General features: G+C 68.3%; 19 protein-coding genes. 11 read left to right on the forward strand and 8 right to left on the reverse strand.

What is annotated here, in order from left to right; translation table 11 throughout:
* The first annotated feature begins 247 nt into the window (after positions 1–247).
* The 4 genes from msrA to AC3QL3_RS00940 all read left to right on the forward strand — a co-directional run bounded on the left by msrA (position 248) and on the right by AC3QL3_RS00940 (position 4656).
* Positions 248–904, forward strand: coding sequence for a peptide-methionine (S)-S-oxide reductase MsrA (msrA, locus tag AC3QL3_RS00925; protein ID WP_492896365.1), 657 nt, complete (start codon positions 248–250; stop codon positions 902–904).
* Positions 901–1323: a peptide-methionine (R)-S-oxide reductase MsrB gene (gene msrB / locus AC3QL3_RS00930; protein WP_492896366.1), complete on the forward strand. Its 423-nt coding sequence runs from the start codon at positions 901–903 to the stop codon at positions 1321–1323. Before msrA ends, msrB begins: the two co-directional genes overlap by 4 nt.
* 73 nt (positions 1324–1396) lie before the next feature.
* Positions 1397–3520 (forward strand): TonB-dependent receptor family protein, encoded by a 2124-nt coding sequence (locus AC3QL3_RS00935; RefSeq protein ID WP_492896368.1) that lies wholly within the window; start codon positions 1397–1399, stop codon positions 3518–3520.
* A 77-nt stretch (positions 3521–3597) separates the two neighbouring features.
* Complete coding sequence (locus AC3QL3_RS00940) at positions 3598–4656, forward strand: STAS-like domain-containing protein (protein ID WP_492896369.1); 1059 nt, start codon at positions 3598–3600, stop codon at positions 4654–4656.
* A gap of 39 nt (positions 4657–4695) precedes the next feature.
* On the opposite strand, the gene AC3QL3_RS00945 is transcribed toward AC3QL3_RS00940, so the two are convergent.
* The 7 genes from AC3QL3_RS00945 to AC3QL3_RS00975 form a co-directional block, all read right to left on the reverse strand.
* Positions 4696–5496, reverse strand: a complete 801-nt coding sequence (locus AC3QL3_RS00945) for a glycine zipper 2TM domain-containing protein (RefSeq protein WP_492896370.1) — start codon at positions 5494–5496, stop codon at positions 4696–4698.
* A 137-nt stretch (positions 5497–5633) separates the two neighbouring features.
* Positions 5634–7946, reverse strand: coding sequence for a Tex family protein (locus AC3QL3_RS00950; RefSeq protein WP_492896371.1), 2313 nt, complete (start codon positions 7944–7946; stop codon positions 5634–5636).
* A gap of 132 nt (positions 7947–8078) precedes the next feature.
* Positions 8079–10400 (reverse strand): TonB-dependent receptor, encoded by a 2322-nt coding sequence (locus AC3QL3_RS00955; RefSeq protein WP_492896372.1) that lies wholly within the window; start codon positions 10398–10400, stop codon positions 8079–8081.
* A 29-nt stretch (positions 10401–10429) separates the two neighbouring features.
* The gene (locus tag AC3QL3_RS00960) at positions 10430–11539 is read right to left on the reverse strand and encodes an S-(hydroxymethyl)glutathione dehydrogenase/class III alcohol dehydrogenase (RefSeq protein WP_492896373.1); all 1110 of its coding nucleotides are present in this window, start codon (positions 11537–11539) and stop codon (positions 10430–10432) included.
* A gap of 44 nt (positions 11540–11583) precedes the next feature.
* On the reverse strand, positions 11584–12555 hold the full coding sequence (locus AC3QL3_RS00965) for a YVTN family beta-propeller repeat protein (RefSeq protein ID WP_492896374.1): 972 nt from the start codon (positions 12553–12555) through the stop codon (positions 11584–11586).
* Between the two features lie 39 nt (positions 12556–12594).
* Positions 12595–13083, reverse strand: coding sequence for a c-type cytochrome (locus tag AC3QL3_RS00970; RefSeq protein ID WP_492896375.1), 489 nt, complete (start codon positions 13081–13083; stop codon positions 12595–12597).
* Between the two features lie 17 nt (positions 13084–13100).
* A complete protein-coding gene (locus AC3QL3_RS00975) occupies positions 13101–14087 on the reverse strand; it encodes a chorismate transformation FkbO/Hyg5 family protein (protein WP_492896376.1) in 987 nt (328 codons plus the stop codon).
* Between the two features lie 206 nt (positions 14088–14293).
* On the opposite strand from AC3QL3_RS00975, the gene AC3QL3_RS00980 reads away from it, so the two are divergent.
* The 7 genes from AC3QL3_RS00980 to AC3QL3_RS01010 all read left to right on the forward strand — a co-directional run bounded on the left by AC3QL3_RS00980 (position 14294) and on the right by AC3QL3_RS01010 (position 20198).
* On the forward strand, positions 14294–14584 hold the full coding sequence (locus AC3QL3_RS00980) for a phosphopantetheine-binding protein (protein WP_492896377.1): 291 nt from the start codon (positions 14294–14296) through the stop codon (positions 14582–14584).
* Positions 14585–14617: 33 nt separating this feature from the next.
* Positions 14618–15190 (forward strand): isochorismatase family protein, encoded by a 573-nt coding sequence (locus tag AC3QL3_RS00985; protein ID WP_492896378.1) that lies wholly within the window; start codon positions 14618–14620, stop codon positions 15188–15190.
* A 90-nt stretch (positions 15191–15280) separates the two neighbouring features.
* On the forward strand, positions 15281–16012 hold the full coding sequence (locus AC3QL3_RS00990; protein ID WP_492896379.1) for a COG4648 family protein: 732 nt from the start codon (positions 15281–15283) through the stop codon (positions 16010–16012).
* On the forward strand, positions 16009–16308 hold the full coding sequence (locus AC3QL3_RS00995; RefSeq protein WP_492896380.1) for an ApeI family dehydratase: 300 nt from the start codon (positions 16009–16011) through the stop codon (positions 16306–16308). The genes AC3QL3_RS00990 and AC3QL3_RS00995 overlap by 4 nt, the downstream gene beginning before the upstream one ends.
* A complete protein-coding gene (locus tag AC3QL3_RS01000; protein WP_492896381.1) occupies positions 16305–17273 on the forward strand; it encodes a lysophospholipid acyltransferase family protein in 969 nt (322 codons plus the stop codon). The genes AC3QL3_RS00995 and AC3QL3_RS01000 overlap by 4 nt, the downstream gene beginning before the upstream one ends.
* Positions 17182–17853 (forward strand): LolA-related protein, encoded by a 672-nt coding sequence (locus AC3QL3_RS01005; protein ID WP_492896382.1) that lies wholly within the window; start codon positions 17182–17184, stop codon positions 17851–17853. The genes AC3QL3_RS01000 and AC3QL3_RS01005 overlap by 92 nt, the downstream gene beginning before the upstream one ends.
* A complete protein-coding gene (locus AC3QL3_RS01010) occupies positions 17850–20198 on the forward strand; it encodes an MMPL family transporter (protein WP_492896383.1) in 2349 nt (782 codons plus the stop codon). The genes AC3QL3_RS01005 and AC3QL3_RS01010 overlap by 4 nt, the downstream gene beginning before the upstream one ends.
* On the opposite strand, the gene AC3QL3_RS01015 is transcribed toward AC3QL3_RS01010, so the two are convergent.
* Positions 20195–21313: a hypothetical protein gene (locus tag AC3QL3_RS01015; RefSeq protein ID WP_492896384.1), complete on the reverse strand. Its 1119-nt coding sequence runs from the start codon at positions 21311–21313 to the stop codon at positions 20195–20197. The genes AC3QL3_RS01010 and AC3QL3_RS01015 overlap by 4 nt on opposite strands.
* Between the last annotated feature and the right edge of the window lie 54 nt (positions 21314–21367).

Raw genomic sequence — 21367 nt, forward strand, 5'->3', positions numbered from 1 at the left:
CTTTTGCGGGGCATGCAAGGTGGGCTAAAGGCTAGCAGTGGCGCGGCTACAGCGGGGTTCCAGCTGCGTAAATCCGTCTTTACATGGGTCGCCGTGCCAGCCGGGTTGGAAGGCGTAGCGTGCACCGAGTTCCGCTCTTGTGTCTGCCGAGGCGGTCGCCATCTGCAAGAAGGTCCCCGTTCGGCCTGTCTCGTCCGCTGCGCCCATGCAGCGGCGGCCGCATGGATTTCCGTACAAGGAGCCCGTCATGAACGAAGCCTGCGATCTTCCCGGCGTGGCGCTCGCGATCGAGCGCCAGCAGTTTCCCGATCCTCACCTCGACCCGGCGCCGGATGCGGCGGGCGAACGCCTCGCCGTGCTCGCCGCCGGCTGTTTCTGGTGCGTCGAAGCGGTGTTCCGCGAACTCGACGGCGTGCTCGGCGTAAGCTCCGGCTACAGCGGCGGCAGCGCCGCGAGCGCGAACTACGACGCGGTCAGCAGCGGCAAGACCGATCACGCCGAGGCGATTTCGATCCGCTTCGACCCGGCCCGCATCAGCTACGGCAGCCTGCTCAAGGTGTTCTTCGCCGTCGCGCACGATCCGACCCAGATCGACCGCCAGGGCGACGATCGCGGCCGCCAGTACCGCTCGGCGATCTTCTATGCCGACGCGGCGCAACAGGCCGTGGCCGATGCCTACATCCACCAGCTCGACGCGGCCAAGGCGTTCGCCGCACCGATCGCAACGCAGCTGCTGCCGCTGGAGGCGTTCCATCAGGCCGAGGCCTATCATCAGAACTACGCCGCCATGCACCCGACCCAGCCCTACATCGCCGCCGTAGCGGCGCCGAAAGTGGCCAAGCTGCGCAAGCAGTTCGGCGACTGGCTGCGCAGCGACAGCCCCAGAGACGGAGGATTGGCATGAGCACGTCCGCTTCCGGTTACGACCTCACCCCGCCCAGCGCCGACGAGCGCGAACGTCTCGCCGCGCGCCTGACGCCGGAAGAGCGCCGCGTCCTGATCGACCACGGCACCGAGCCGCCGTTCTGCGGCGGCCTGTTGAACGAGAAGGGCGAGGGCGTCTATCAATGCCGCCTGTGCAGCCTGCCGCTGTTCCGCGCCGACGCGAAGTTCGAATCGGGCACCGGCTGGCCGAGCTTCTACCAGCCGTTCGATCCGGCGCACATCCGCGAAGTGCGCGACACCAGCTACGGCATGGTGCGTACCGAGATCCGCTGCGCTCGCTGCGACAGCCATCTCGGCCACGTGTTTCCGGACGGCCCGCCGCCGACGCGCCTGCGCTATTGCTTGAACTCGGCGGCGCTGGAGTTCGCCGCCGCCTGAGCGTGCCGGCTGTCGTCTTTCGGCACGTGTGCGGCTGCTAGCATGCGCGGCTCGAAAACGGACGAGGCACCGCATGCGCAGTACGGATCGGTCGATGGGGCTCGGCGGCTGCGCCGCGCTCGCTTGCTTGTTCGCCGCCGCCGTACCGGCGGCGGCGAACGACGATCTGCCGGTCGTCGTCGTCACCGCGACGCGCACGCAACAGGATCCTTATGAGGTGCCGGCGTCGATCGATTCGGTCGACGTCGACAGCGCGCCCGACACGCTCGGCGTGAATCCGTCCGAATACCTCGGCGCGGTCCCGGGCGTGCTCGCGCGCGATCGCCAGAACTATGCGCAGGACGAGCAGATTTCGATCCGCGGCTTCGGCGCACGTTCGACCTTCGGTGTGCGCGGCGTGCGCCTGTACGTCGACGGCATTCCGGCGACGATGCCGGACGGCCAGGGCCAGGTCTCGCATTTCAATCTCGACTCGGCCGCGCGCATCGAAGTGCTGCGCGGCCCGTTCTCGGCGCTGTACGGCAATTCCTCCGGCGGCGTGATCCAGCTGTTCAGCGCCGACGGCGCAGGTCCGCCGAGCTTCGATTTCGGCCTCGCCGGCGCCGGCTACGGCACCTGGCGCGCCAGCGCGAATGCGCGCGGTGCCAGCGGCGGTTTCGACTACAACCTCGACCTCACCCATTTCCAGACCGACGGCTACCGCGACCACAGCCGCGCCGAGCGCGAATCGGGCAACGCCAAGCTCGGCTGGAAGATCGGCGACGGCGGCAAGCTGACCGTGCTGCTCAATTCGGTCGCCTTGCCCGGCGCGCAAGATCCGCTCGGCCTGACCCGCGCGCAGTTCGAGACCGATCCGCGCGGCGTCGCCGCGGTGGCCGAGCAGTTCGACACGCGCAAGAGCGTGCATCAGAACCAGGGCGGCGCGATCTACGAGCAAGACCTCGGCGGCGGTCACAGCCTGCGTCTGCTCGGTTATCTCGGCCAGCGCGAGGTCGAGCAATATCTCGCCGTGCCGAAGTCGGCGCAGGCCAACCCGCTACATTCGGGCGGCGTGGTCGATCTCGACAGCGACTACGGCGGTGCCGACGCGCGCTGGACCTATCGTGGCGAACTCGCCGGGCGCGCCTTCGAACTCGCCGCCGGTCTGGCGTGGGATCGCCAGCAACAACATCGGCGCGGCTACGAGAACTTCGTCGGCGACGCCCTCGGCGTGCGCGGCGCTTTGCGTCGCAATGAGATCGACACGGTGCGCAACCTCGACCAGTACGCGCAGGCGAGCTGGCGCGTGGCCGACGCCTGGACGTTGAACTTGGGGCTTCGCCACAGCGAAGTTCGCTTCGATTCGGCCGACCGCTATCTCAACGCGCGCAATCCCGACGACAGCGGTCGCGTCGAGTACGGTGCGACTACGCCGGTGGCGGGCGTGCTGTACCGCGCGACGGAATGGGCCAATCTGTACGCGTCCTACGGCAAGGGCTTCGAGACACCGACCTTCAACGAACTCGCCTATCGCGCCGACGGCGGCGCCGGCCTCGCGTTCGATCTCAAACCGGCGCGCACGCGCAACGGCGAAGTCGGGCTCAAGCTGCGTCCGGCCGCCGGCCTCGAAGCGAACCTCGCCGTGTTTCGCGCCGACACGAAGAACGAACTCGCGGTCGCCAACGCAGCCGGCGGCCGTACGACCTATCAAAACATCGGCCGCGCGCGCCGCGATGGCGTGGAGCTGTCGCTGGACTGGCGCTTCGCCGAGCGCTGGCAACTGCAAGCGGCCTATACCTGGCTCGACGCGACCTTCCGCTCGTCGTTCGCGACCTGCGTGGGCACGCCGTGCACGCCGACACCGGTCGCCGCCGGCACGCGCATTCCCGGCATTCCTCAGCGCGATGCGCACGTCGCGCTGAGCTGGGGCGGCGAGCGCGGCTGGCGCGCCTCGCTCAGCGGCGACTACGTCGACGCGGTGTCGGTCAACGACCTCGGCAGCGACCGCGCGCCGGGCTACGCCGTGGCCGGCGCCGATCTCGCTTATGCGTTTGAGCTGCCGAACGGCCGACTGCGCGCGTTCGCGCGCGTGGACAACCTGTTCGATCGCCGCTACGCCGGCTCGGTCATCGTCAACGACTCCAACGGACGCTATTTCGAACCGGCGCCGGGGCGTACGGCGATGCTTGGGTTGCGCTGGACTTGGGCGCGGCAGTAAGGAAGCGATCGCGTTCGAAACTTTACAATAATCGAGAATAACTATCTAATCGGGCGGCGTAACTTTACAATCCTGCGATGGCACGCCCAAGCCGCTCCGCCGAAATCGAAGCTGCCTTGCTGGCTCACGTGGCACAGCACCCGGGCGATTTGATTCGGGTCGTCGTCGATGAGATCGGAGTCAGTCGCGCCGCCGTCGCCGCTCGAACGCGTGCTCTGATCGAGAGCGGCTACCTGGAAAAATCAGGAACCACGCGCCCCACCTATCGTCTGGGCAACAACCGGCGCGGTTCGTTCGAGCATGCCCTGAAGGGGTTGGCCGAGGATCGGGTCTGGTCTGCGGACATCGCCCCTTTGCTCGCGGGCCTGCCACGCAACGTCGTCGACATTTGCCATCACGGCCTGACCGAGATGGTCAACAACGCGATCGATCATTCCGAAGGCCGTTTCCTCCACCTTTTCGTCGATCGCACCGAGACTCGAGTGGTTCTATGGATCGCCGACGACGGTGTCGGCATCTTCCGCAAGATCACTCGCGCGTTGGATTTGCCGGACGAGCGCCTGGCCCTGCTGGAACTGTCGAAAGGAAAGCTGACGACCGACCCGGCGAAGCATTCGGGCGAGGGCATCTTCTTCACCTCGCGCATGTTCGACGTCTTCTCGATCGAATCGGGCGGCCTCAGGTTCGACCACGACGATGCGGAAAGCCGTGACGTGCTCGCCGAAGTCGACCTACCCGACGCCTCCGTCGGCACGCTTGTGGCGATGGAGATTGCGGTGCGTTCGATACGGAAGACGAAAGAAGTGTTCGATCAGTTCTCCAGCGGCCCGGACGATTACACCTTCGCGAAGACCGTGGTGCCGGTCCGTCTCGCGCGCATCGGCGATGAAAACCTCATCTCGCGCTCGCAAGCCAAACGTCTGCTCCGACGCGTCGATCGTTTCAGCACCGTGGTCCTCGATTTCGAGGAGGTGACGACGATCGGCCAAGCTTTCGCCGACGAGGTATTCCGGGTCTTCGCGAACGAGCATCCGGCGATCGAGCTGATCGCCGTACACGCTGTTTCCGAAGTGCAGCAGATGATTCGGCGTGCTGAAGTGGCACGCGATGAGCAAGCTCAGTCGCTTCGGTCGTAGCGACGTCGAGAACGAAAGCGTTCCGACATTTCTATCGAACTACTCGATGCCACGCACCGGCAACTCGACGCGGTCGCCCGGATCGTGGTCGAGGCGCACCTTCTGCGTGGAGCCGAGGTATTCGTAGACGACGTCGTAGGCGACCACTTCTTCGCTCGGTTCGTTGACCTGGCGGCAGCGGCGCTCGGTGGTGGTGTAGGTGTTCTTGTTCTGCTGGTTTTCCTGGATCTTCTTGCCGGCATAGCCGCCGCCGACGGCGCCGGCGACGGTGGCGATGTCGCGTCCGCGGCCGCCGCCGACCTGGTTGCCGATCACGCCGCCGGCGATCGCGCCGATCACGGTGCCGGCGATCTGGTTGTCGTCCTTCGGCCGCGCGCGATGCACGACGCGTTCGTCGCGGCAAACCTCGCGCTTGTTGTCGACCTTGCGCTTGACCGGCTGCACGCTGATCACGTTCGCGTAGCGCGGCGCGCTCCCGGCGGCGGCCGGTGCTGGCACAGGTGTCGATGCCAGGGACGAATTCGCAGCGGGTGTTGCCGCGGGGGCCGGGTTCGGCGCGACGGCCGGCGGCGGCGTTTCGGGCGTGCTCGGCGGCGGATTGCCGGACTGCCTCGGCGCCGCGGCGAGCTCGCGTGCGGTCGGTGCTTGCGCCGGTGTTGCGGGCGGTTCGCTCGGCGTCGTCGTCGTTTTGGCGGGATCAGTCGGTGCAGGCGCTGCGGCTGGAGCCGTGGACGCAGCAGGCGCCGACGTTGCCGGCGGCTTGTCACCGCAAGCAGCAAGCGCGCCGATCAAGGCCACGCTGATCGCAATGCGCAGGTTGAGTGTCGTGAACGTCTTCATGGCAGCACCCCGGCTGGAAACCTCGCCCGCAAGTGTACGGCGCAGGCCACGGCCGTCCGCAAACCGGCGGATTTCCGTTTGGTATCCGCTCAGCTGCGGCGGGCGGCGGCGTTCAGGCCACCGCCGCGGCGGTCGGTTCAGTTCTTGCGCGCGCGTGCGAACGCGTCGGCGAACGCGCTGTTGGTCGGCGCCGGTGCGGCGGCCGGCTTGCGTGCCGGCTGCTCGCGGCGGCCGCCGCGATCATTGCGCTCCTCGCGTGGCCCGCGTGCGCTGCGCGCCTCGCCGGGCACGTCGTCCAGACGCATCGACAATGCGATGCGCTGGCGCTGCAGGTCCACTTCCATCACCTTGACCTTGACGATGTCGCCGGCCTTGACCGCCTCGCGCGGATCGCGCACGAACTGGTGCGACAAGGCCGAGACGTGCACGAGGCCGTCCTGGTGCACGCCGATGTCGACGAAGGCGCCGAACGCCGCGACGTTGGTGACGCGCCCTTCCAGCACCATGCCGACGACGAGGTCTTTCAAGTCCTCCACGCCTTCGGCGAAGGTCGGCGCGACGAACACCGGGCGCGGATCGCGGCCGGGCTTCTCCAGCTCTTTCAGGATGTCGCGCACGGTCGGCAGACCGAAGCGTTCGTCGGTGAACTTCGCCGGATCGAGCGCGCGCAGCAGCGTGCCGTCACCGAGCACCTGGCGCGCGTCGCGGCCGCATGCGGCGACGATGCGCGCGACCACCGGATAAGCCTCCGGATGCACGCCGCTGGCGTCGAGCGGTTCGTCGCCCTCGGCGATGCGCAAGAAGCCGGCGCACTGCTCGAACGCTTTGTCGCCCAGGCGCGGCACTTTCTTCAGCGCCTGGCGCGTGCGGAATGCGCCGTGCTCGTCGCGATGCTTGACCAGATTCTCGGCCACGCTGGCGGAAAGACCCGCGACGCGCGCGAGCAGCGGTGCGGAAGCGGTGTTGACGTCGACGCCGACCGCGTTGACGCAATCCTCGACCCTGGCGTCGAGCGCGCGCGCGAGCTTGATCTGGTTGACGTCGTGCTGGTACTGGCCGACGCCGATCGCCTTCGGCTCGATCTTGACCAGTTCGGCCAACGGGTCCTGCAAGCGCCGCGCGATCGACACCGCACCGCGCAAGGACACGTCGAGCGTGGGGAATTCCTTCGCTGCGAGTTCGGAGGCCGAATACACCGAGGCGCCCGCTTCGCTGACCACGATCTTGGCGATCTTGCCGCCGAGCTTCTTGATCAGCTCGCCGGCGAGCTTGTCGGTTTCGCGCGACGCGGTGCCGTTGCCGATCGCGATCAGCGCGACGCCGTGTTTGAGGCACAGCGCGCCGAGTTCGGCCAGCGATTGGTCCCACTGCCGGCGCGGTTCGTGCGGGTAGACGGTGGCTGTCGCGAGCAGCTTGCCGGTGCTGTCGACCACCGCCGCTTTGACGCCGGTGCGGATGCCCGGATCGAGGCCCATGACCGCCTTCGGGCCGGCGGGAGCGGCCAGCAGCAGATCTTTGAGGTTGTCGCCGAACACCCGGATCGCTTCGTCTTCCGCCGTCTCGCGCGTGCGGCCGAATAGATCCAACGTGAGCGACAGGTGCAGCTTCACGCGCCAGGCGAGGCGGCAGGTGTCGAGCAGCCAGGCGTCGGCGGCGCGTCCGCGCGCAGCGATGCCGGCTTGCGCGGCGACGCGGCCTTCGGCTTCGGAGTGGCCTTGTTCGGCTTCCGCGGTCGGCACCAGTTCGAGCGCGAGCACGCCCTCATTGCGCGCGCGCATCAGCGCGAGCAGACGGTGCGAGGGGATCTTCGCGATCGGCTCGGCGTGATCGAAATAGTCGCGGAACTTGGCGCCTTCGCTTTCCTTGCCTTCGATCAGCTTGGCGCGGATCTGACCCTTGCTCCAGACCCAGTCGCGCAGCTCGCCGACCAGGGCCGCGTCTTCGGCGATCGATTCGATCAGGATCTGGCGCGCGCCGTCGAGCGCGGCTTTCACGTCGGGCACGCCCTTGTCGGCGTCGACGAAGGCCGCCGCGCGCGTTTCCGGTGCGACGGTAGGATCTTCGCGCAGGCCGAGCGCGAGCGGCTCCAGTCCGGCTTCGCGCGCGATTTGCGCTTTCGTGCGGCGCTTGGGTTTGTAGGGCAGATACAGGTCTTCCAGGCGTGCTTTGGTGTCGGCTTCGAGGATCTGCGTCTTCAGCGTTTCGTCGAGCTTGCCCTGTTCTTCGATGCTGGCGAGGATGCTCGCGCGGCGGTCTTCCAGCTCGCGCAAATAACCGAGGCGCTCCTCCAACAGACGCAGCTGGGTGTCGTCGAGTCCTCCGGTGACTTCCTTGCGGTAGCGCGCGATGAACGGCACGGTGGCACCGCCGTCGAGCAGTTCGACGGCGGCCTTCACCTGCGCCGGCTGCGCGGCGATGTCCTGGGCGATGCGGTGTTCGATGGAAAGCATGCGGTCGATCGAGTCCTTGCCTGTGCGGAAATGCGAAGGGCCGCGCATGCGGCCCTTTCGCAACCGTCGATTCTAGCAAGCGGGGATCGGCGAAAGCGGCTTTTCCGCTTCGCGCAGGCCGCGCCGCGGTGACTACAGCACGACGCGGAACCCGACCCAAGCGCCGCGCGGCGCGGCCGGTCCGTAGAACTGCGGCCGCTCGAAATCGGGGAACACTTCGTCCGCCTCGCCCAAGGTGCCGAAGGTGACGTAGCGCCGATCGAATACGTTGTCGACGCGCGCGAACACGCTGAAGTGTTGCGTCAGCGTGTAGTTCGCATGCAGGTTCAGCACTGCATAGCCGGCGGTCTGGCCGAGCCGGTTCGCCTCGTCGCCGCGCAGGTACTGACCCGAGTTCGCGATGAGGTCGCCGCCGACGTCGAGCGCAGAGGTCAGCGCGAGATCGGCGCCGAGCTTGACGCTGTGCCGCGGCAGGCTCGGAATGCGATCGCCCTTGCGCACGAACAGACGGCCGTCGTCGTCGGCGTCGGGATGGTTCGCGCTGTTCTCGATGAACGCGCTGCGGTAGGTCGCATCGAGAAAAGTGTAGTTCGCGTACCAGCGCAGGCGCCGCTGCCAGCTCGTGCCGGACAGACTCGCCTCGACACCTTGCCGGCGCGTGTCGCCGACATTGGCGAAGAAGCCTTCGTTCGACTGCACCCCGCCGGTGGTCTGAAACAAGATGTCGTCGACATTGGTGGTGCGGAACAGGCCAAGCCGCCAGCTCAGGTGCTCGTCCTCGCCGGGGCTTCCGATGTTGCCGCGCAGGCCCGCTTCCCAGCTCTTCGCGACCACCTGCTTGAGCGGCGGATCGGACAGAAACTGATTGGGCAGCTTGCACGGCGCGTTTTCGTCGGCGCAAGTCAGCTCGACCGGGGTCGGCGCGCGCGTGGATTCGCTGTAGCCGCCGTAGAGATTCAGCGCCGGCTGCCACTGATAGCTCAGGCCGACGGCCGGATTGAAGCGCGAGAAGCGGTGGCGGCCGTTGAGATCGGGATTGTCGCCGCTCAAGTCCGCAATGGTCGTGCGCGTGCGATTGCCGCGACCCGACACGGTCAGCGCGAGCGCGTCGGTAATCGACAAGGTGTCGCTCGCGAACAGGCCTGCGCTGCGCGTGCGGCTGCGCACGCGCAGCGCGTCTTCGGGCACGAACAAGCCCGAGTTCGACGAGGTGCGGCGGTTCGCCAAGAGGGTTGCGACTTCGACTGCGGAATCGAATACCAGACGGCCGTCGTTGTAGTCGAGGCCGACCACGAGCTGATTCCGCATGCCGCCGATCGGCTGGTCGAAGCTCAGCTGCAAGGTGCCGCCGTCGCTGCGTTGGCGGCGGTGGCTGATGTTGTTGATCGCGTCGTAGCCGGCGGCGATCGGCGCGCCGTGTTGGTCGAGCACGCGTTCGTCGCTGTCGTTTTCGCAGAGGACTTCGTCGTCGTCCTCGCAGGGTTCGAAGTCGCTGCCGTCGCCGTTGTAGGAGCGTGTCTTCACTTCGCGATGGAACAGATTGAACGACAAGCGCGTCGACTCGCTGAGATCGATGCGGCCCTGCGCGCTGACCACGTCCATGCGGTTCGCGGTCTCGTCGGGCGCGGTGAAGATCGCGTTCCAATCGCGCCGCAAGAGCTCGACCGGCGCGGCGCCGTTGCCGGTGAGGTCGGTGTCGGCGTGGCCGAGATGCAGGTCGAGCGCGGCCGACTCGCCGCGCCACGACAAGGTGCCGTAGAAATTGCGCGCGTTCGACGGCGACAGATCGCGCCAGCCGTTCTCGTCGAAGCGGCTGCCCATCAGATACCAGCCCCAGGCACCGGCGTTGCCGGCGGTCTCGACGTTGGTCATCGTGCGCCCGAACGAACCGCCGTAGACCTCCAACCGCGTGCCCGGATCGCTGAAGCCGGTCTTGCTCTGGATCGAGATCGCGCCGCCGAGCGAATTGAGGCCGAACACCGGATTGGCGCCTGCCGCGAGACTCATGCGTTCGATCGCCACTTCCGGAATCAGGTCCCAGTTGACGGTGTCACCGAACACTTCGTTGACGCGCACGCCGTCGAGGTAGACCGACAGGCCTTCCGAGCCGCCCAAGAGCGGCGTCGCGGTGAAGCCGCGAAATTGCAGATCCGGCTGCAGCGGATTGTTCTGCGCGGCGTTGCTGGTGACGCCGGCGAAGCGGCGGGTCATGAAGTCGGAGAGATCGAGCGCCTGCGCGCGGTCGAGCGCGTCGTCGTCGATCGACTGCACGTCGTAAGGCAGCTTGGACGCCGCGATCTCGGTGCCGGCGACCGGCGTCACGCCGACCACGTTGACCAGATCGAGCGTGGTCACGTTCTCCGGATTCGCCGGCGGCTCCGCCGCGGCGACGCTGCCGAACGCGCCGGCCAGCACGGCCGCCGCGAGGCCGTGTCGCGTGTGTGAACGATTCAAGCTCGCACTCCCAAGTTTCGCCGGCCGTCTCAGTACTTAATCACCGAGCGGATCACCTTGCCCTCGTGCATCAATTCAAAGGCGTGGTTGATCTGCTCCAGCGGCAACGTTTCGGTGACGAACTCGTCGACCTTCAATTCGCCGGCGAGATAGCGCTCGACATAGCCGGGCAACTGCGAGCGGCCCTTGACGCCGCCGAAGGCCGAACCGCGCCAGACGCGACCGGTGACGAGCTGGAACGGACGCGTCGAGATCTCCTGTCCCGCACCGGCGACGCCGATGATGATCGACTCGCCCCAGCCCTTGTGACAGCACTCCAAGGCCGAGCGCATCACGTTGACGTTGCCGATGCATTCGAACGAGAAGTCGACGCCGCCGTCGGTGAGATCGACGATCACTTGTTGAATCGGCCGGTCGTAATCTTTCGGATTGACGAAATCGGTCGCGCCCATCGCGCGCGCCATCTCCCACTTGGACGGATTGACGTCCACCGCGATGATGCGCGCGGCCTTCGCCATCACCGCACCCTGCACCACGGCGAGGCCGATGCCGCCGAGCCCGAACACCGCGACGGTCGCGCCCGGCCACACCTTGGCCGTGTTGAGCACCGCGCCGATGCCGGTGGTGATGCCGCAACCGAGCAGACAGACCTTGTCCAACGGCGCCGCGGGATTGATCTTGGCCAGCGCGATTTCCGGCAGCACGGTGTACTCGGAGAACGTGCTCGTGCCCATGTAGTGCAGCAGCGGACGGCCCTTGATCGAGAAGCGCGAGCTGCCGTCCGGCATCAAGCCCTTGCCCTGCGTGGTGCGGATCGCCTGGCACAGATTGGTGCGGCCGGAGGTGCAGAATTTGCACACGCCGCATTCGGGCGTGTACAGCGGAATCACGTGGTCACCCGGCTTGACGCTGGTCACGCCGGCGCCGACTTCCTCGACGATGCCGCCGCCCTCGTGACCGAGGATGACCGGAAACAAACCCTCCGGATCGGCGCCCGATTGGGTGAACGCATCGGTGTGGCAGACCCCGGTCGCGACGATGCGCACCAGCACCTCGCCGGCGCGCGGCCCTTCCAGATCCACTTCTTCGACCGCCAGCGGCTGACCGGCTTCCCACGCCACGGCTGCACGGGTTTTCATCGCTGCTTTCTCCTTCGATTGGTGATGACGGCGCGGCTACGCGCTCACGGCGCGATGACCACGCCCCAGGGCAATTCGCCGACGGCGATTTCGCCGACGACTTCGAGTTTTTTCGTATCGATCACGCTGACGCTGTTGGAGCGGCCGTTGGCGACGTAGAGCTTCTTGCCATCGGCCGTCAGCGCCATGTTCCACGGCCGCTTGCCGACCGCGATCTCTTTGATGGCTTTGTCGCTCGCCACCTCGATCACCGACACGCTGCCGGCGCCGCCATTGGCGACATAGACGCGTTTGCCGTCTGCGCTGGCGCTGACGCCGGCGGCACGCAACGCGGTCGGAATGGTCGTGACCTTCTTGCGCGCGGCGAGGTCGATCACGTCGACCGCGTTGGCGGTTTCCTGGGCCACGTACAGTTTCGAGGGGCCGACGAAGGCGGCGCCGCGCGGATGGCCGCTGGTCGTGATCGAACCGGTCGACGCCTTGCTGGCGAGATCGATTACGTCCATGTCGTCGGAGCCTTCGTTGCTGGTCAACAACGAGCGCCCGTCCGGCGCGAACTCGCAATGCTCCGGATTGCGGCCCTTGGTCGGAATGCGCGCTTGCACCTCGAACGTCGCCGCGTCGATCAGCAAGACCAGATGTTGTCCTTCGGCGCAGACCGCGAGCCGCTTGCCGTCCGGCGCCAGGCGCACGCCTTCGGCGTCCTTGCCGATCGCGACGCGGCGCTTGACCGTATCGGTGGCGGGGTCGAGCGCGACCAGCACTTCGTGTTCGGCGTCGACCAGATACAGCGTCTTGCCCTTGGCGTCGGCGTCGATCGCCTGCAGGCGCTTGCCGAGTTCGCCGTTCGCGCGCAGCGTCTTGACCACCGCGTCGGTGGCCGTGTCGATCACCGAAATCGTGCCGCTCTTCTGGTTCGGCACATAAGCGAACGGCGCCGCCGCGGCGCTGCCTGCAACGAGCAGAGCGAAAGCGAGCCAATGCGGCGAGGGCGAGCGGGTGGCGCGCAGGGACATGAGCGTTCCGGGGCAGGGCAGAACCGCTATCGTGCCGGATTACCAGTTCCGAGCGGAAGGATCGCCGGCGTATTTCGAGCGCACGTAGGCGATCAGCTTCCACGCTTCCTCGTCGCTGACCGCAGCGGCGAACGGCGGCATGTCGCCGACCGCTTTTTCCCGCGTGCTGCGCGCATGCCCTTGAGCGCGGAACGCGACGCTGCCGAGCTTGATCAGGTTGAACAAGGTGGTGTCGTCACTGCCGTAGACCCAGCGATCGTTGCTCAGCGGCGGACACAGACCGCCTTCAGCGTTCGGGCCGTGGCAGCTGGCGCAGGCTTTGGCGACGAACAGCTCCTTCCCCTCAGCGATCGCGGCAGCGTCGTTGACGTAAGGATTTTCAAGCCGCTCGGGCGCGCGACTCGGCGCGTCGCCGTTCGCTTTCGAAGCGGTCGCATCCGTCGGTGCGGATGAACCGCAGGCGGTCAGCAGCGCAGCGCCGATGACGAGCGCGGCCGGGATCGATGCGCGCCCGAACCATCCCGTCATCGGAGGCCGACCGCCGCTCACACGGCGGCGTGATGCACGCCGTCGACCTCGACCAGGAGTTCGCGCCGGCAGATGTCGCCGCCGAGCAAGAGCAGGCCGCCGAGGTCGGGCACGTGTTGGCGCAACGCCGCTTCGACTGCGGTCGCGTCACCGGGGTCGCGCAAATACGCCTTGAGCAGACTGCCGGCGCCGAGCCGCGGCTCGGGCATCGAGGCCTGCCGCAGCAGGCTGCCGAGATTGGCCAGCGTTTCCTCGATCTGCGCGGCGAGATCGTCCTGATGGCGCGAGGCGTGGCCGACCACCGCCGCAGTGCCGGAGATCAGGAGTTGCGTCGCGGTCGTGCGCATGCCGCGTGCGAAGGTCGGCGCGGTCGGGCCGTACTGGCGTGGATAACGCCAGGCGCTGACTTGGCGCGGATTCTCGATCGCAGCGCCGGCGCTGCGCGCGGCGAAGCCGTACACCTGCAACACGCGCACGCCGTCCTGGCGGCCGATCGCGGTCGCGGCCGGATAGCGCGCGGGTGCTGCGCTTTCGATGCCGCGCGCGCGGCCGTCGCAGAAAAGACGATAGCGCTCGGCGTCGCCGTCGCCGAGGTTGATCGCGTCGAGGTAGTTCCACAAACGCAGGAGTTCGGGGGTCGGGCTCGCCGCGACGAACGCGCTCAGCGTGCGATACGCATACGCAGCGGCGCCGACGATGCCGTCGTGTGCCGCTTCCTCGACTTCGAGCGCGAAGAAGGTGTGCTCGCCGTCGCTGCTCCAGCGCAGCGCGCCGTCGCGGCCGTGACGTACCGGGGCGACGCCGCGCCAGACTTCCAGCGGCGCCGCACGCAGCGGCTGCAAGCCGACGCGCAGGACACGCGGATCGTCGGGCAGTTCGGCGGCGCCGAAGCCGAGTACGGCGAGCACGTCCGGCTCGGCCAGCACGCTCGCGGCCGCGCGGGTCTCGTAGCCGAGCCGCAGAGGCGGCAGCAGCGAGGCGGGTTCGGTCAGCGGCTTGGACATCGACAAGGCGGAAAGATGCGGAACGTGGCGCAGCGCACGGCGGGGCGCGGATGATACACTGGGCGGATGTCTGAGCGGGCCGAAGGGCCGCTTGGGTACAGGGATGCGTTGTCGCATCGCGCACCGGCGCGACCGTTCAGTGAAAGCGCTGCAGGATGCGCCGTTGCAAACCCCTCCTTCCTGCCAGCCATCCCGCCGCCGCCACGATGTCCACCCAAGCCAGCGCTTCCGCCCAGACCCCGGCCGAACACGAACTCGCGCAACTTTTGACCGAAAGTCTGAACATCGACTGGGTCAAGCCGGCCGACATTGATCCGGACGCTGCCTTGTTCGGCAGCGACCTCGGCCTCGATTCGATCGACGCCCTCGAACTCGCGCTGGCGGTGTCCAAGCGCTACGGCTTCCAGCTGCGTTCGGACAATCCGGACAACCGGCGCATCTTCGGCAGTCTGCGCGCGCTGTCGGCGCATATCGAGCAGCACCGCGCCGCCGGCTGAGCGCAGCGCTCGCGTCGGCGAACGGACAACGCGATGAGCGCATTCGCAAACCGCCCGCTCGAAGCCTTGCTGGTGATCGACATGCAGCGCGCAGTGGTGGCGCGCGCGTTCCGCCGCGACGACATCGTCGCCGTCATCGCCGCGCTGGTCGAGCGCGCACGCGCTGCCGGCGTGCCGGTGTTGTGGGTGCAGCACGAAGACGCCGAGCTGGCGGTCGGCAGCGACGATTGGCGCCTCGTCGACGAGCTGGTCCCGGCGGCCGGCGAAGCGGTCGTGCGCAAGCGTTACAGCGACGCTTTCGAGGACACGGATCTCGATTTCCGGCTCGCCGCCGCGCGTGTCGGCCGCCTCTGGGTTGCCGGTGCGCAAAGCGATTTCTGCATCCGCTCGACCCTGCACGGCGCGATCGCGCGTGGCTACGACGCGATCCTGATCGCCGACGCGCACACCACCGACGACATGGATCTGGGCGAGAACCGTCTCGCCGCGGCGCAGATCGTCGCGCACACCAACCAGTACTGGCATTGGCACCGCACGCCCGGCCGCAGCGGCGGTACGCGGCCGGCGGCCGAGGTCGATTTCGGCGCATCGAGCGGCGCCGGCTGAACGCGCGCACGCCGCGTTGCACGCGGGCTGACGCGAAAAACCCCTGTGCTACGCTCATTGCGATCCAAACCAGCCGCGCGCGCACCGTTCGTGTCCAGCATCGTTCCGACCACGCCCTCGACTCCGCGCGCGCGACGCCCGCGCGGGTTTCTCGTCGCGCTGATCGCCTACGTCGTGCTGTTGCTGGCCGGACTTGCGAGCGACAACGTCTGGCTCGAAGCGGCCGCTGCGCTGGTGCTGGTCACGCTGCTCTTGTGGTCGGGCTTGCGCAGTCGCAGCGTGGTGGCGTGGGGGTTGTGGCTGCTCGGCGGCGCGAGCGTCGTTGCGCTGGCCGCGCGCGGGCGCGGTCTGCTCGCGCTCGATCTCTTGCCGATCTTCGTCAATGCGGCCTTGTGCCAGCTGTTCGCGCAAACCTTGTTCGGCGCGCGTGCGCCCTTGATCGCCCGCATCATCGAGGTGCTGGAAGGCAGCGAGCGGCTGACGCAGCCGCGCGTCGCGTCCTATGCGCGATACCTGACCCTGGCCTGGGCGGTTCTGTTCGGGCTGCAAGCTGTGGCGCTGAGTGTGCTGCTCCTGTGCGCCGTACCGGACGGCCTGCTCGCCGCATTCGGTCTGTCCGCGCCGATCGCGATAGAGGGTGCGGCTTGGCGCTGGTATCTGCACGTCGGCAGTTACGTGTCGGTGCTCGCCTTCCTCGTCGCCGAGTATGCGTTCCGCCGCGTCTACCTCGCGCATCTGCCGCATGCGCCGTTCGGCGTGTTTCTGGCGCAACTGGCGCGGCGTTGGCCGGCGCTGGTGCACCGCGTCGCTGACGAGCGATGAATGCGTCGGCGGAGGGCCGCGAATCCTTTCGCATCGATGCGCAGCATCCGTGCCTGCCCGGCCATTTCCCGGGCGCGCCGGTGGTCCCCGGCGTAGTCCTGCTCGATACCATCGCCGCCGCGCTCGAACGCGCCGGTGCCGGCACCTTCGCGCGCATCGCGGTGATCAAGTTCGTCTCGCCCTTGTTGCCCGAACAGGACGCGCAACTGCACTGGACTCGCGACGGCGCGCGTGTGCGCTTTCGCATCGAGCGTGCCGGATCGACGATACTGTCGGGCGAGGGGACACTGGCATGAACGAACACTGGAGCCGGCGCAAAGAAGGCGGCGGCCGCTTCGCGCTCTGGCTGATCCGCGCGATCGCCCTGAATCTGGGGCGCGGCGTCGCGCGCGCGGTGCTGTATCCGATCACGCTGTACTTCTATTTCCGGCGGTCTTACGAGCGGCGCGCGTCGGCCGCGTTTCTCGCGCGCGCGTTCGGTCGCCCGGCGAGCATCTGGCAGGTATTGCGCCACATCCATCGGTTCGGCGGCACCTTGCTCGACCGCATCTTCCTGCTCGCCGGCCGCTTCGAGGCGTTCGATGTGCGCATCGACGGCCTCGAACACCTGATCTCGCGCCTGCAGCCGCAGCGCGGCATGCTCCTGCTCGGCGCGCACGTCGGCAGCTTCGAGGCGCTGCGCGCGTTGGCGCAGCGGCCCGAGGCGCCGCGCGTCTGTGTGGTGCTCGACACGCAGAAGACGCCGGCGCAGACCGAGCTGCTGCACGCGCTCAATCCCGAACTCGCGCGCAACGTGATCGACGCGTCGCGGCCGAGCAACGAGATCGTGCTGGCGATGCACGAGGCGGTGCAGTCCGGCGCGCTGGTGACCTTGCTGGCCGATCGCGCGCGCGAACACGAAGCGACCGTGGTGGTCGATTTCATGGGCGCGCCGGCCGCGTTTCCGGTGGCGCCGTTCCTGCTCGGCGCCTTGCTCAAAGTGCCGGTCGTGTTTTGCTTGGGCTTGTATCGCGGCGGCAACCGCTACGATCTGCATTTCGAAGCCTTCGCCGACCTGCTCGAACTGCCGCGCCAGGGACGCGAAGCGCAGCTGCGCGCGATCGCGCAGCGCTATGCCGCGCGGCTGGAACACTACGTGCGGCAGGATCCCTACAACTGGTTCAACTGGCATGATTTCTGGAATCTCGAAGGTCTGCGCGAGTCTCGCTCTGCTCGCCGCGACGACGGCGGCAGCGAGCGCGCCGCCCACCGCGCCGCCTGATCCGTCGCTCGACGCCACGGCGATCGTCGGCCGCCTCGCGCGCACGCCGCCGGCGCGCACGCCGTATGCCGAAGTGCGCTATTCGGGCTTGCTCGAGCGTCCGCTGATCCTGCGCGGCGAACTGGAATACTTGGGTCCCGGCCGTCTCGGCCGTCGCGTCGACGAGCCGTATCGCGAGCAGACCACGATCGCCGACGGCAGCGCGACGGTGCGCCGCGGCGAGCGCGCGCCGCGCACTTTCTCGCTCGGCCAGGCGCCGGAACTCGAAGGCTTCCTGCGCGGCTTTTCGGCCCTGCTCGGCGGCGACGCGGCGGCGCTGCAGCGTGATTTCAGCTTGAGCGTCAGCGGCGACGCAGCGCATTGGCAGCTGCGGCTGAAGCCGCGCGACGAACGTCTCGCGCGCCGCGTGCGCGCGATCGAGGTCGACGGCAGCGACAGCACACCGCGCTGTTTCCGCACCCATGAAGGCGATGACGACCTGGTCTTCCTGTTGGTCGATGCGCTGGCCGCGACGAAGCTGACGACGCGCCCGGCGAAGGCGGAACTCGACGCGCTCTGCCGCGGCGCGTCCAAGCCGTGAACCACACCGGCGCGGAGCGCCGCGGTCTGGCGCGCCCGATCCTGCTGGCGATCTGGCTGCTCGCACTGGCGCTGCTGGCCTTCTTCGCGATCAGCCATTTGCGCATCAGCACCGATCTGCGCAGCTTCATGCCGCCGCCGCAGACGCCGGAGCAGAAACTCCTGCTCGAGCAGATCGGCGAAGGACCGGGTTCGCGCCTCTTGCTGCTCGCGATCGAAGGCGCGCCGGTTGCGCAGTTGGCCGAGCTGAGCCGCGGGCTGGTCGGCGCGTTGCGCAAGGACACCGTGCAGTTCGAGCAAGCGTTCAACGGCGCGTTCGATCCGTCCGCGCTCGACGACGCGCTCTTGCCGTACCGCTATCTGCTAGCGCCGACGCTGGACACGCAGACCTTCGACGCCGCCTTTCTCGGCGAACAGTTGCAGCAACGCGTCGAGGAACTCGGCTCGCCGGCCGCAGCTTTGTTGAAACCGCTGCTACCGCGCGATCCGACCTTGGAAATTCTGGCCTTGGCCGAGCGCTGGTCGCCGCCGAAAGCGCCGGCGCTGCGTGATGGCGTCTGGTTTTCGTCCGCAGGCGCTGCGCTCTTGCTGGCGCAGACGCGCGGCGCCGGTTTCGATCCGGCCGCGCAAGGCGCCGCCATCGACGCGCTGCGCGCCGCATTCGCCGCCTTGCCCGAACGCGGCGCGGCGCGCTTGACCATCAGCGGTCCGGGTTACTTCACTGTGTCGATCAACGCACAGACGCGCGCGGAAGCCGATCGCCTCGGCGCGATCAGCACGGTCGGTTTCGTGCTGCTGCTCTTGTTCGCCTATCGCAGTCTGGTCGCGCTGCTGCTCGCTGCGCTGCCGGTGCTGAGCGGAGGACTCGCCGGCGTCGCCGCGCTCGCATTCGGCTTCGGCCACGCGCACGGCATCACGCTCGCGTTCGGCTTCACCTTGCTCGGCGTCGCGCAGGAATATCCGATCCGCCTGCTCAGCCATCGCCGCGCCGGCGAAGACGCGCTGGTCAGCGCACGTGCGTTGTGGCCGTTGCTGGCGACTGCGATCGTCTCCGCCGCGATCGCCTATCTCGCGTTTTTCGCCTCCGGCGTGACCGGCTTGCAGCAGCTGGCCGTATTCACGATCGCCGGTCTCGTGGTCGCCGGCCTGTCCACGCGGTATCTGTTGCCGCGCGTGTTGCCGTTGCGCGTGCGTGACGTCGCCGACTCACCCGCGCTGGCGCGGGCGACGCGCTGGCTCGACCGCCTGCCGCGCCCGCGCTGGCTGCCGTGGGCGTTGTTGATCGCAGGTCTATTGGTGCTGTGGCGCGCGCCCGGGCCGCTGTGGCAGAACGATCTGGCCGCGCTGACGCCGCTGCCGGCCGATCTCCTGCAGCGCGACATCGAGCTGCGCGGCGAACTCGGCGCACCCGACGTGCGCTATCTGCTCGTCCTGCACGCGCCCAGCGCCGACGGCGTGCTCGCGCTGTCGGAATCGCTCGAACCCGAACTCGCCGCGCTGGCGCAGCGCGGGGCGCTGGACGCGGCCGAGCTGCCGAGCCGCTATCTGCCGAGCGCGGCGACGCAACGCGCTCGGCAAGCGAAGCTGCCACCGAGCGATGCGCTGGCCGCGGCGGTGGCGCAGGCGCAGCAGGAGCTGCCGTTTCGCGCCGACCTGTTCGCGCCCTTCCTCGCCGACGTCGAACGCGCGCGCACGCTGCCGCCGCTGGCGGCCGAGACGTTCGCCGCATCCCCGTTCGGCGCGCGGCTCGCCTCGATGCTGCTGCCGCGCGAGGACGGCTGGCTCGGCCTCGCCACCTTGTCCGGCGTGCACGACGCCGGCGCGCTGGCCGCGTTCGCCGAGTCGACGCAAGGACGCGCGCGGCTGCTCGATCTGAAAGCCGCCTCGGAATCGCTGGTGATCGCCTACCGCGAACGCATCCTGCAAGCACTGGCGCTGGCGCTGGTCTTGCTCGCGTTGACCGTGATCGTCGCCTTGCGCAGCCTGGCACGTGCCTGGCACGTGCTGGCGCCGATGTCGCTGGCGACCGTGCTGGTGTTCGTGGTCGAGCGCGCGGCCGGTCTTTCGCTGTCGCTGTTCCATCTGGTCGCGCTGACTCTCGCCGCCGGCCTCGGCCTGCACTACGCCCTGTTCTTCGAACGCCCGGTCGCCGATGCGGCCGAGGCGCGCCGCACCTTGCACGCGACCTTGGTCTGCGTGCTGTCGGCTCTGCTGGTGTTCGGCGTGCAAGCGTTCTCGTCCTTGCCGGTGCTGCGCGCGATCGGCCTCACCGTCGCGCTCGGCGTCGGTTTTCACTTCTGCCTGTCGATCCTGATGGCGCGTTCGGCGCGCCGAGCGGCGGACTAGCCGTCGAAGCCGTCGGCGAACAGCGCATCGGTCGGCAGCGGCGTCAGCACGAAGCTGACCACGCCGCCGTCGGCATCGCGGCCGCTGCCGACGATGACGCCGCTGGCGTTGATCGCCGAGGCGCTTTGGAAGCGCACCAGCGGACCCGGATCGTCGACGGCTTCGTACAGATCCTGCACCGTGCCGTCGCGCCAGACCCAAATCTTCTGCCCCGGCGCGCAGCCGCTGGCGGTGCCGATGCCGGCGCTGCCGACGATGACGCCGGCGTCGTTGATCGCCGAGGCGCAGCCGTTTTCCTGGTCGAGCGTGGCGCCGGCGATCTCGCTGAACGAACCGTCCGCGGCGAACACGACCGGCACCAGCTCGGGCGCCGCGACGGCCAGCCCGAGGCCGACCACGGTGCCGCCGGTGTTGATCGCGGCGGCGACGCTCGGGAACTCTTCGCTCATCGCGCCGAGCGAGAGGACCGCCGGCGTGCCGACCTGGCCGCCGATCGCGTGGATGGTCGAGGAGTGCACGTTCCACAGGCCGACCAAGCGGCCGGAGGCGTTCACCGCCAGCCATTGCGCCTGCTGGAATTCCACCGTTTCGTCCTCGACGCCGTAGTCGACCAGGCCGCCCGCGGCGGTCCAGACGAAGGCACGGCTGTGCGCCGGCAAGCCGAAGCCGCCGACGACCACGCCGGCGTCGTTGATGTCGGCCGGCGCGATGTTGACGCTGGCATCGTCGCTCAGGCGGCTGACCTGATCCGGCGTCGCCGCGTCCCACAGCACGCCGACGACCGGGTTCACGTAGTCGAAGAACGAACCGACGATCTGGCCATGATTGTTGATCGCCGAGGCATAGATGTCGCCGGTGCCCAGCACGCCGAGCGGGTGGGCGACACCGGCGGCGTCCCACACCACCGAGCGGCCGTTGAAATCGGCGTCGAGGTAGCTGCCGACGATCTGGCCGGCGTCGTTGATGTCGACCGCTTGGATCGAACTGCCGCCCGGCACCGTCAGCACACTGAGGTGATAGGTCGGGGTGCCGGCATAGGCGCTGCCGGCCCACAGGGCGATGGCGAGGGCGGCCGTCAGCCGGCGCGGCAGGAGGCGGGTCAGGGCAGGATTCATGGTCGGTCTCGGACGGGAGCGGGCCGCTCGCGGAACGCCGAAAGTCGGCGAACG

The organism is Dokdonella sp. GW821-FHT11D02 (genome assembly GCF_058808595.1).

Bases quoted from the DNA above. Each gene is read 5' to 3' on its own strand.
- msrA (WP_492896365.1), top strand. From the start codon at position 248: ATGAACGAAGCCTGCGATCTTCCCGGCGTGGCGCTCGCGATCGAGCGC.
- msrB (WP_492896366.1), top strand. From the start codon at position 901: ATGAGCACGTCCGCTTCCGGTTACGACCTCACCCCGCCCAGCGCCGAC.
- AC3QL3_RS00935 (WP_492896368.1), top strand. From the start codon at position 1,397: ATGCGCAGTACGGATCGGTCGATGGGGCTCGGCGGCTGCGCCGCGCTC.
- AC3QL3_RS00940 (WP_492896369.1), top strand. From the start codon at position 3,598: ATGGCACGCCCAAGCCGCTCCGCCGAAATCGAAGCTGCCTTGCTGGCT.
- AC3QL3_RS00945 (WP_492896370.1), bottom strand. From the start codon at position 5,496: ATGAAGACGTTCACGACACTCAACCTGCGCATTGCGATCAGCGTGGCC.
- AC3QL3_RS00950 (WP_492896371.1), bottom strand. From the start codon at position 7,946: ATGCTTTCCATCGAACACCGCATCGCCCAGGACATCGCCGCGCAGCCG.
- AC3QL3_RS00960 (WP_492896373.1), bottom strand. From the start codon at position 11,539: ATGAAAACCCGTGCAGCCGTGGCGTGGGAAGCCGGTCAGCCGCTGGCG.
- AC3QL3_RS00965 (WP_492896374.1), bottom strand. From the start codon at position 12,555: ATGTCCCTGCGCGCCACCCGCTCGCCCTCGCCGCATTGGCTCGCTTTC.
- AC3QL3_RS00970 (WP_492896375.1), bottom strand. From the start codon at position 13,083: ATGACGGGATGGTTCGGGCGCGCATCGATCCCGGCCGCGCTCGTCATC.
- AC3QL3_RS00975 (WP_492896376.1), bottom strand. From the start codon at position 14,087: ATGTCCAAGCCGCTGACCGAACCCGCCTCGCTGCTGCCGCCTCTGCGG.
- AC3QL3_RS00980 (WP_492896377.1), top strand. From the start codon at position 14,294: ATGTCCACCCAAGCCAGCGCTTCCGCCCAGACCCCGGCCGAACACGAA.
- AC3QL3_RS00985 (WP_492896378.1), top strand. From the start codon at position 14,618: ATGAGCGCATTCGCAAACCGCCCGCTCGAAGCCTTGCTGGTGATCGAC.
- AC3QL3_RS00995 (WP_492896380.1), top strand. From the start codon at position 16,009: ATGAATGCGTCGGCGGAGGGCCGCGAATCCTTTCGCATCGATGCGCAG.
- AC3QL3_RS01000 (WP_492896381.1), top strand. From the start codon at position 16,305: ATGAACGAACACTGGAGCCGGCGCAAAGAAGGCGGCGGCCGCTTCGCG.
- AC3QL3_RS01005 (WP_492896382.1), top strand. From the start codon at position 17,182: ATGATTTCTGGAATCTCGAAGGTCTGCGCGAGTCTCGCTCTGCTCGCC.
- AC3QL3_RS01015 (WP_492896384.1), bottom strand. From the start codon at position 21,313: ATGAATCCTGCCCTGACCCGCCTCCTGCCGCGCCGGCTGACGGCCGCC.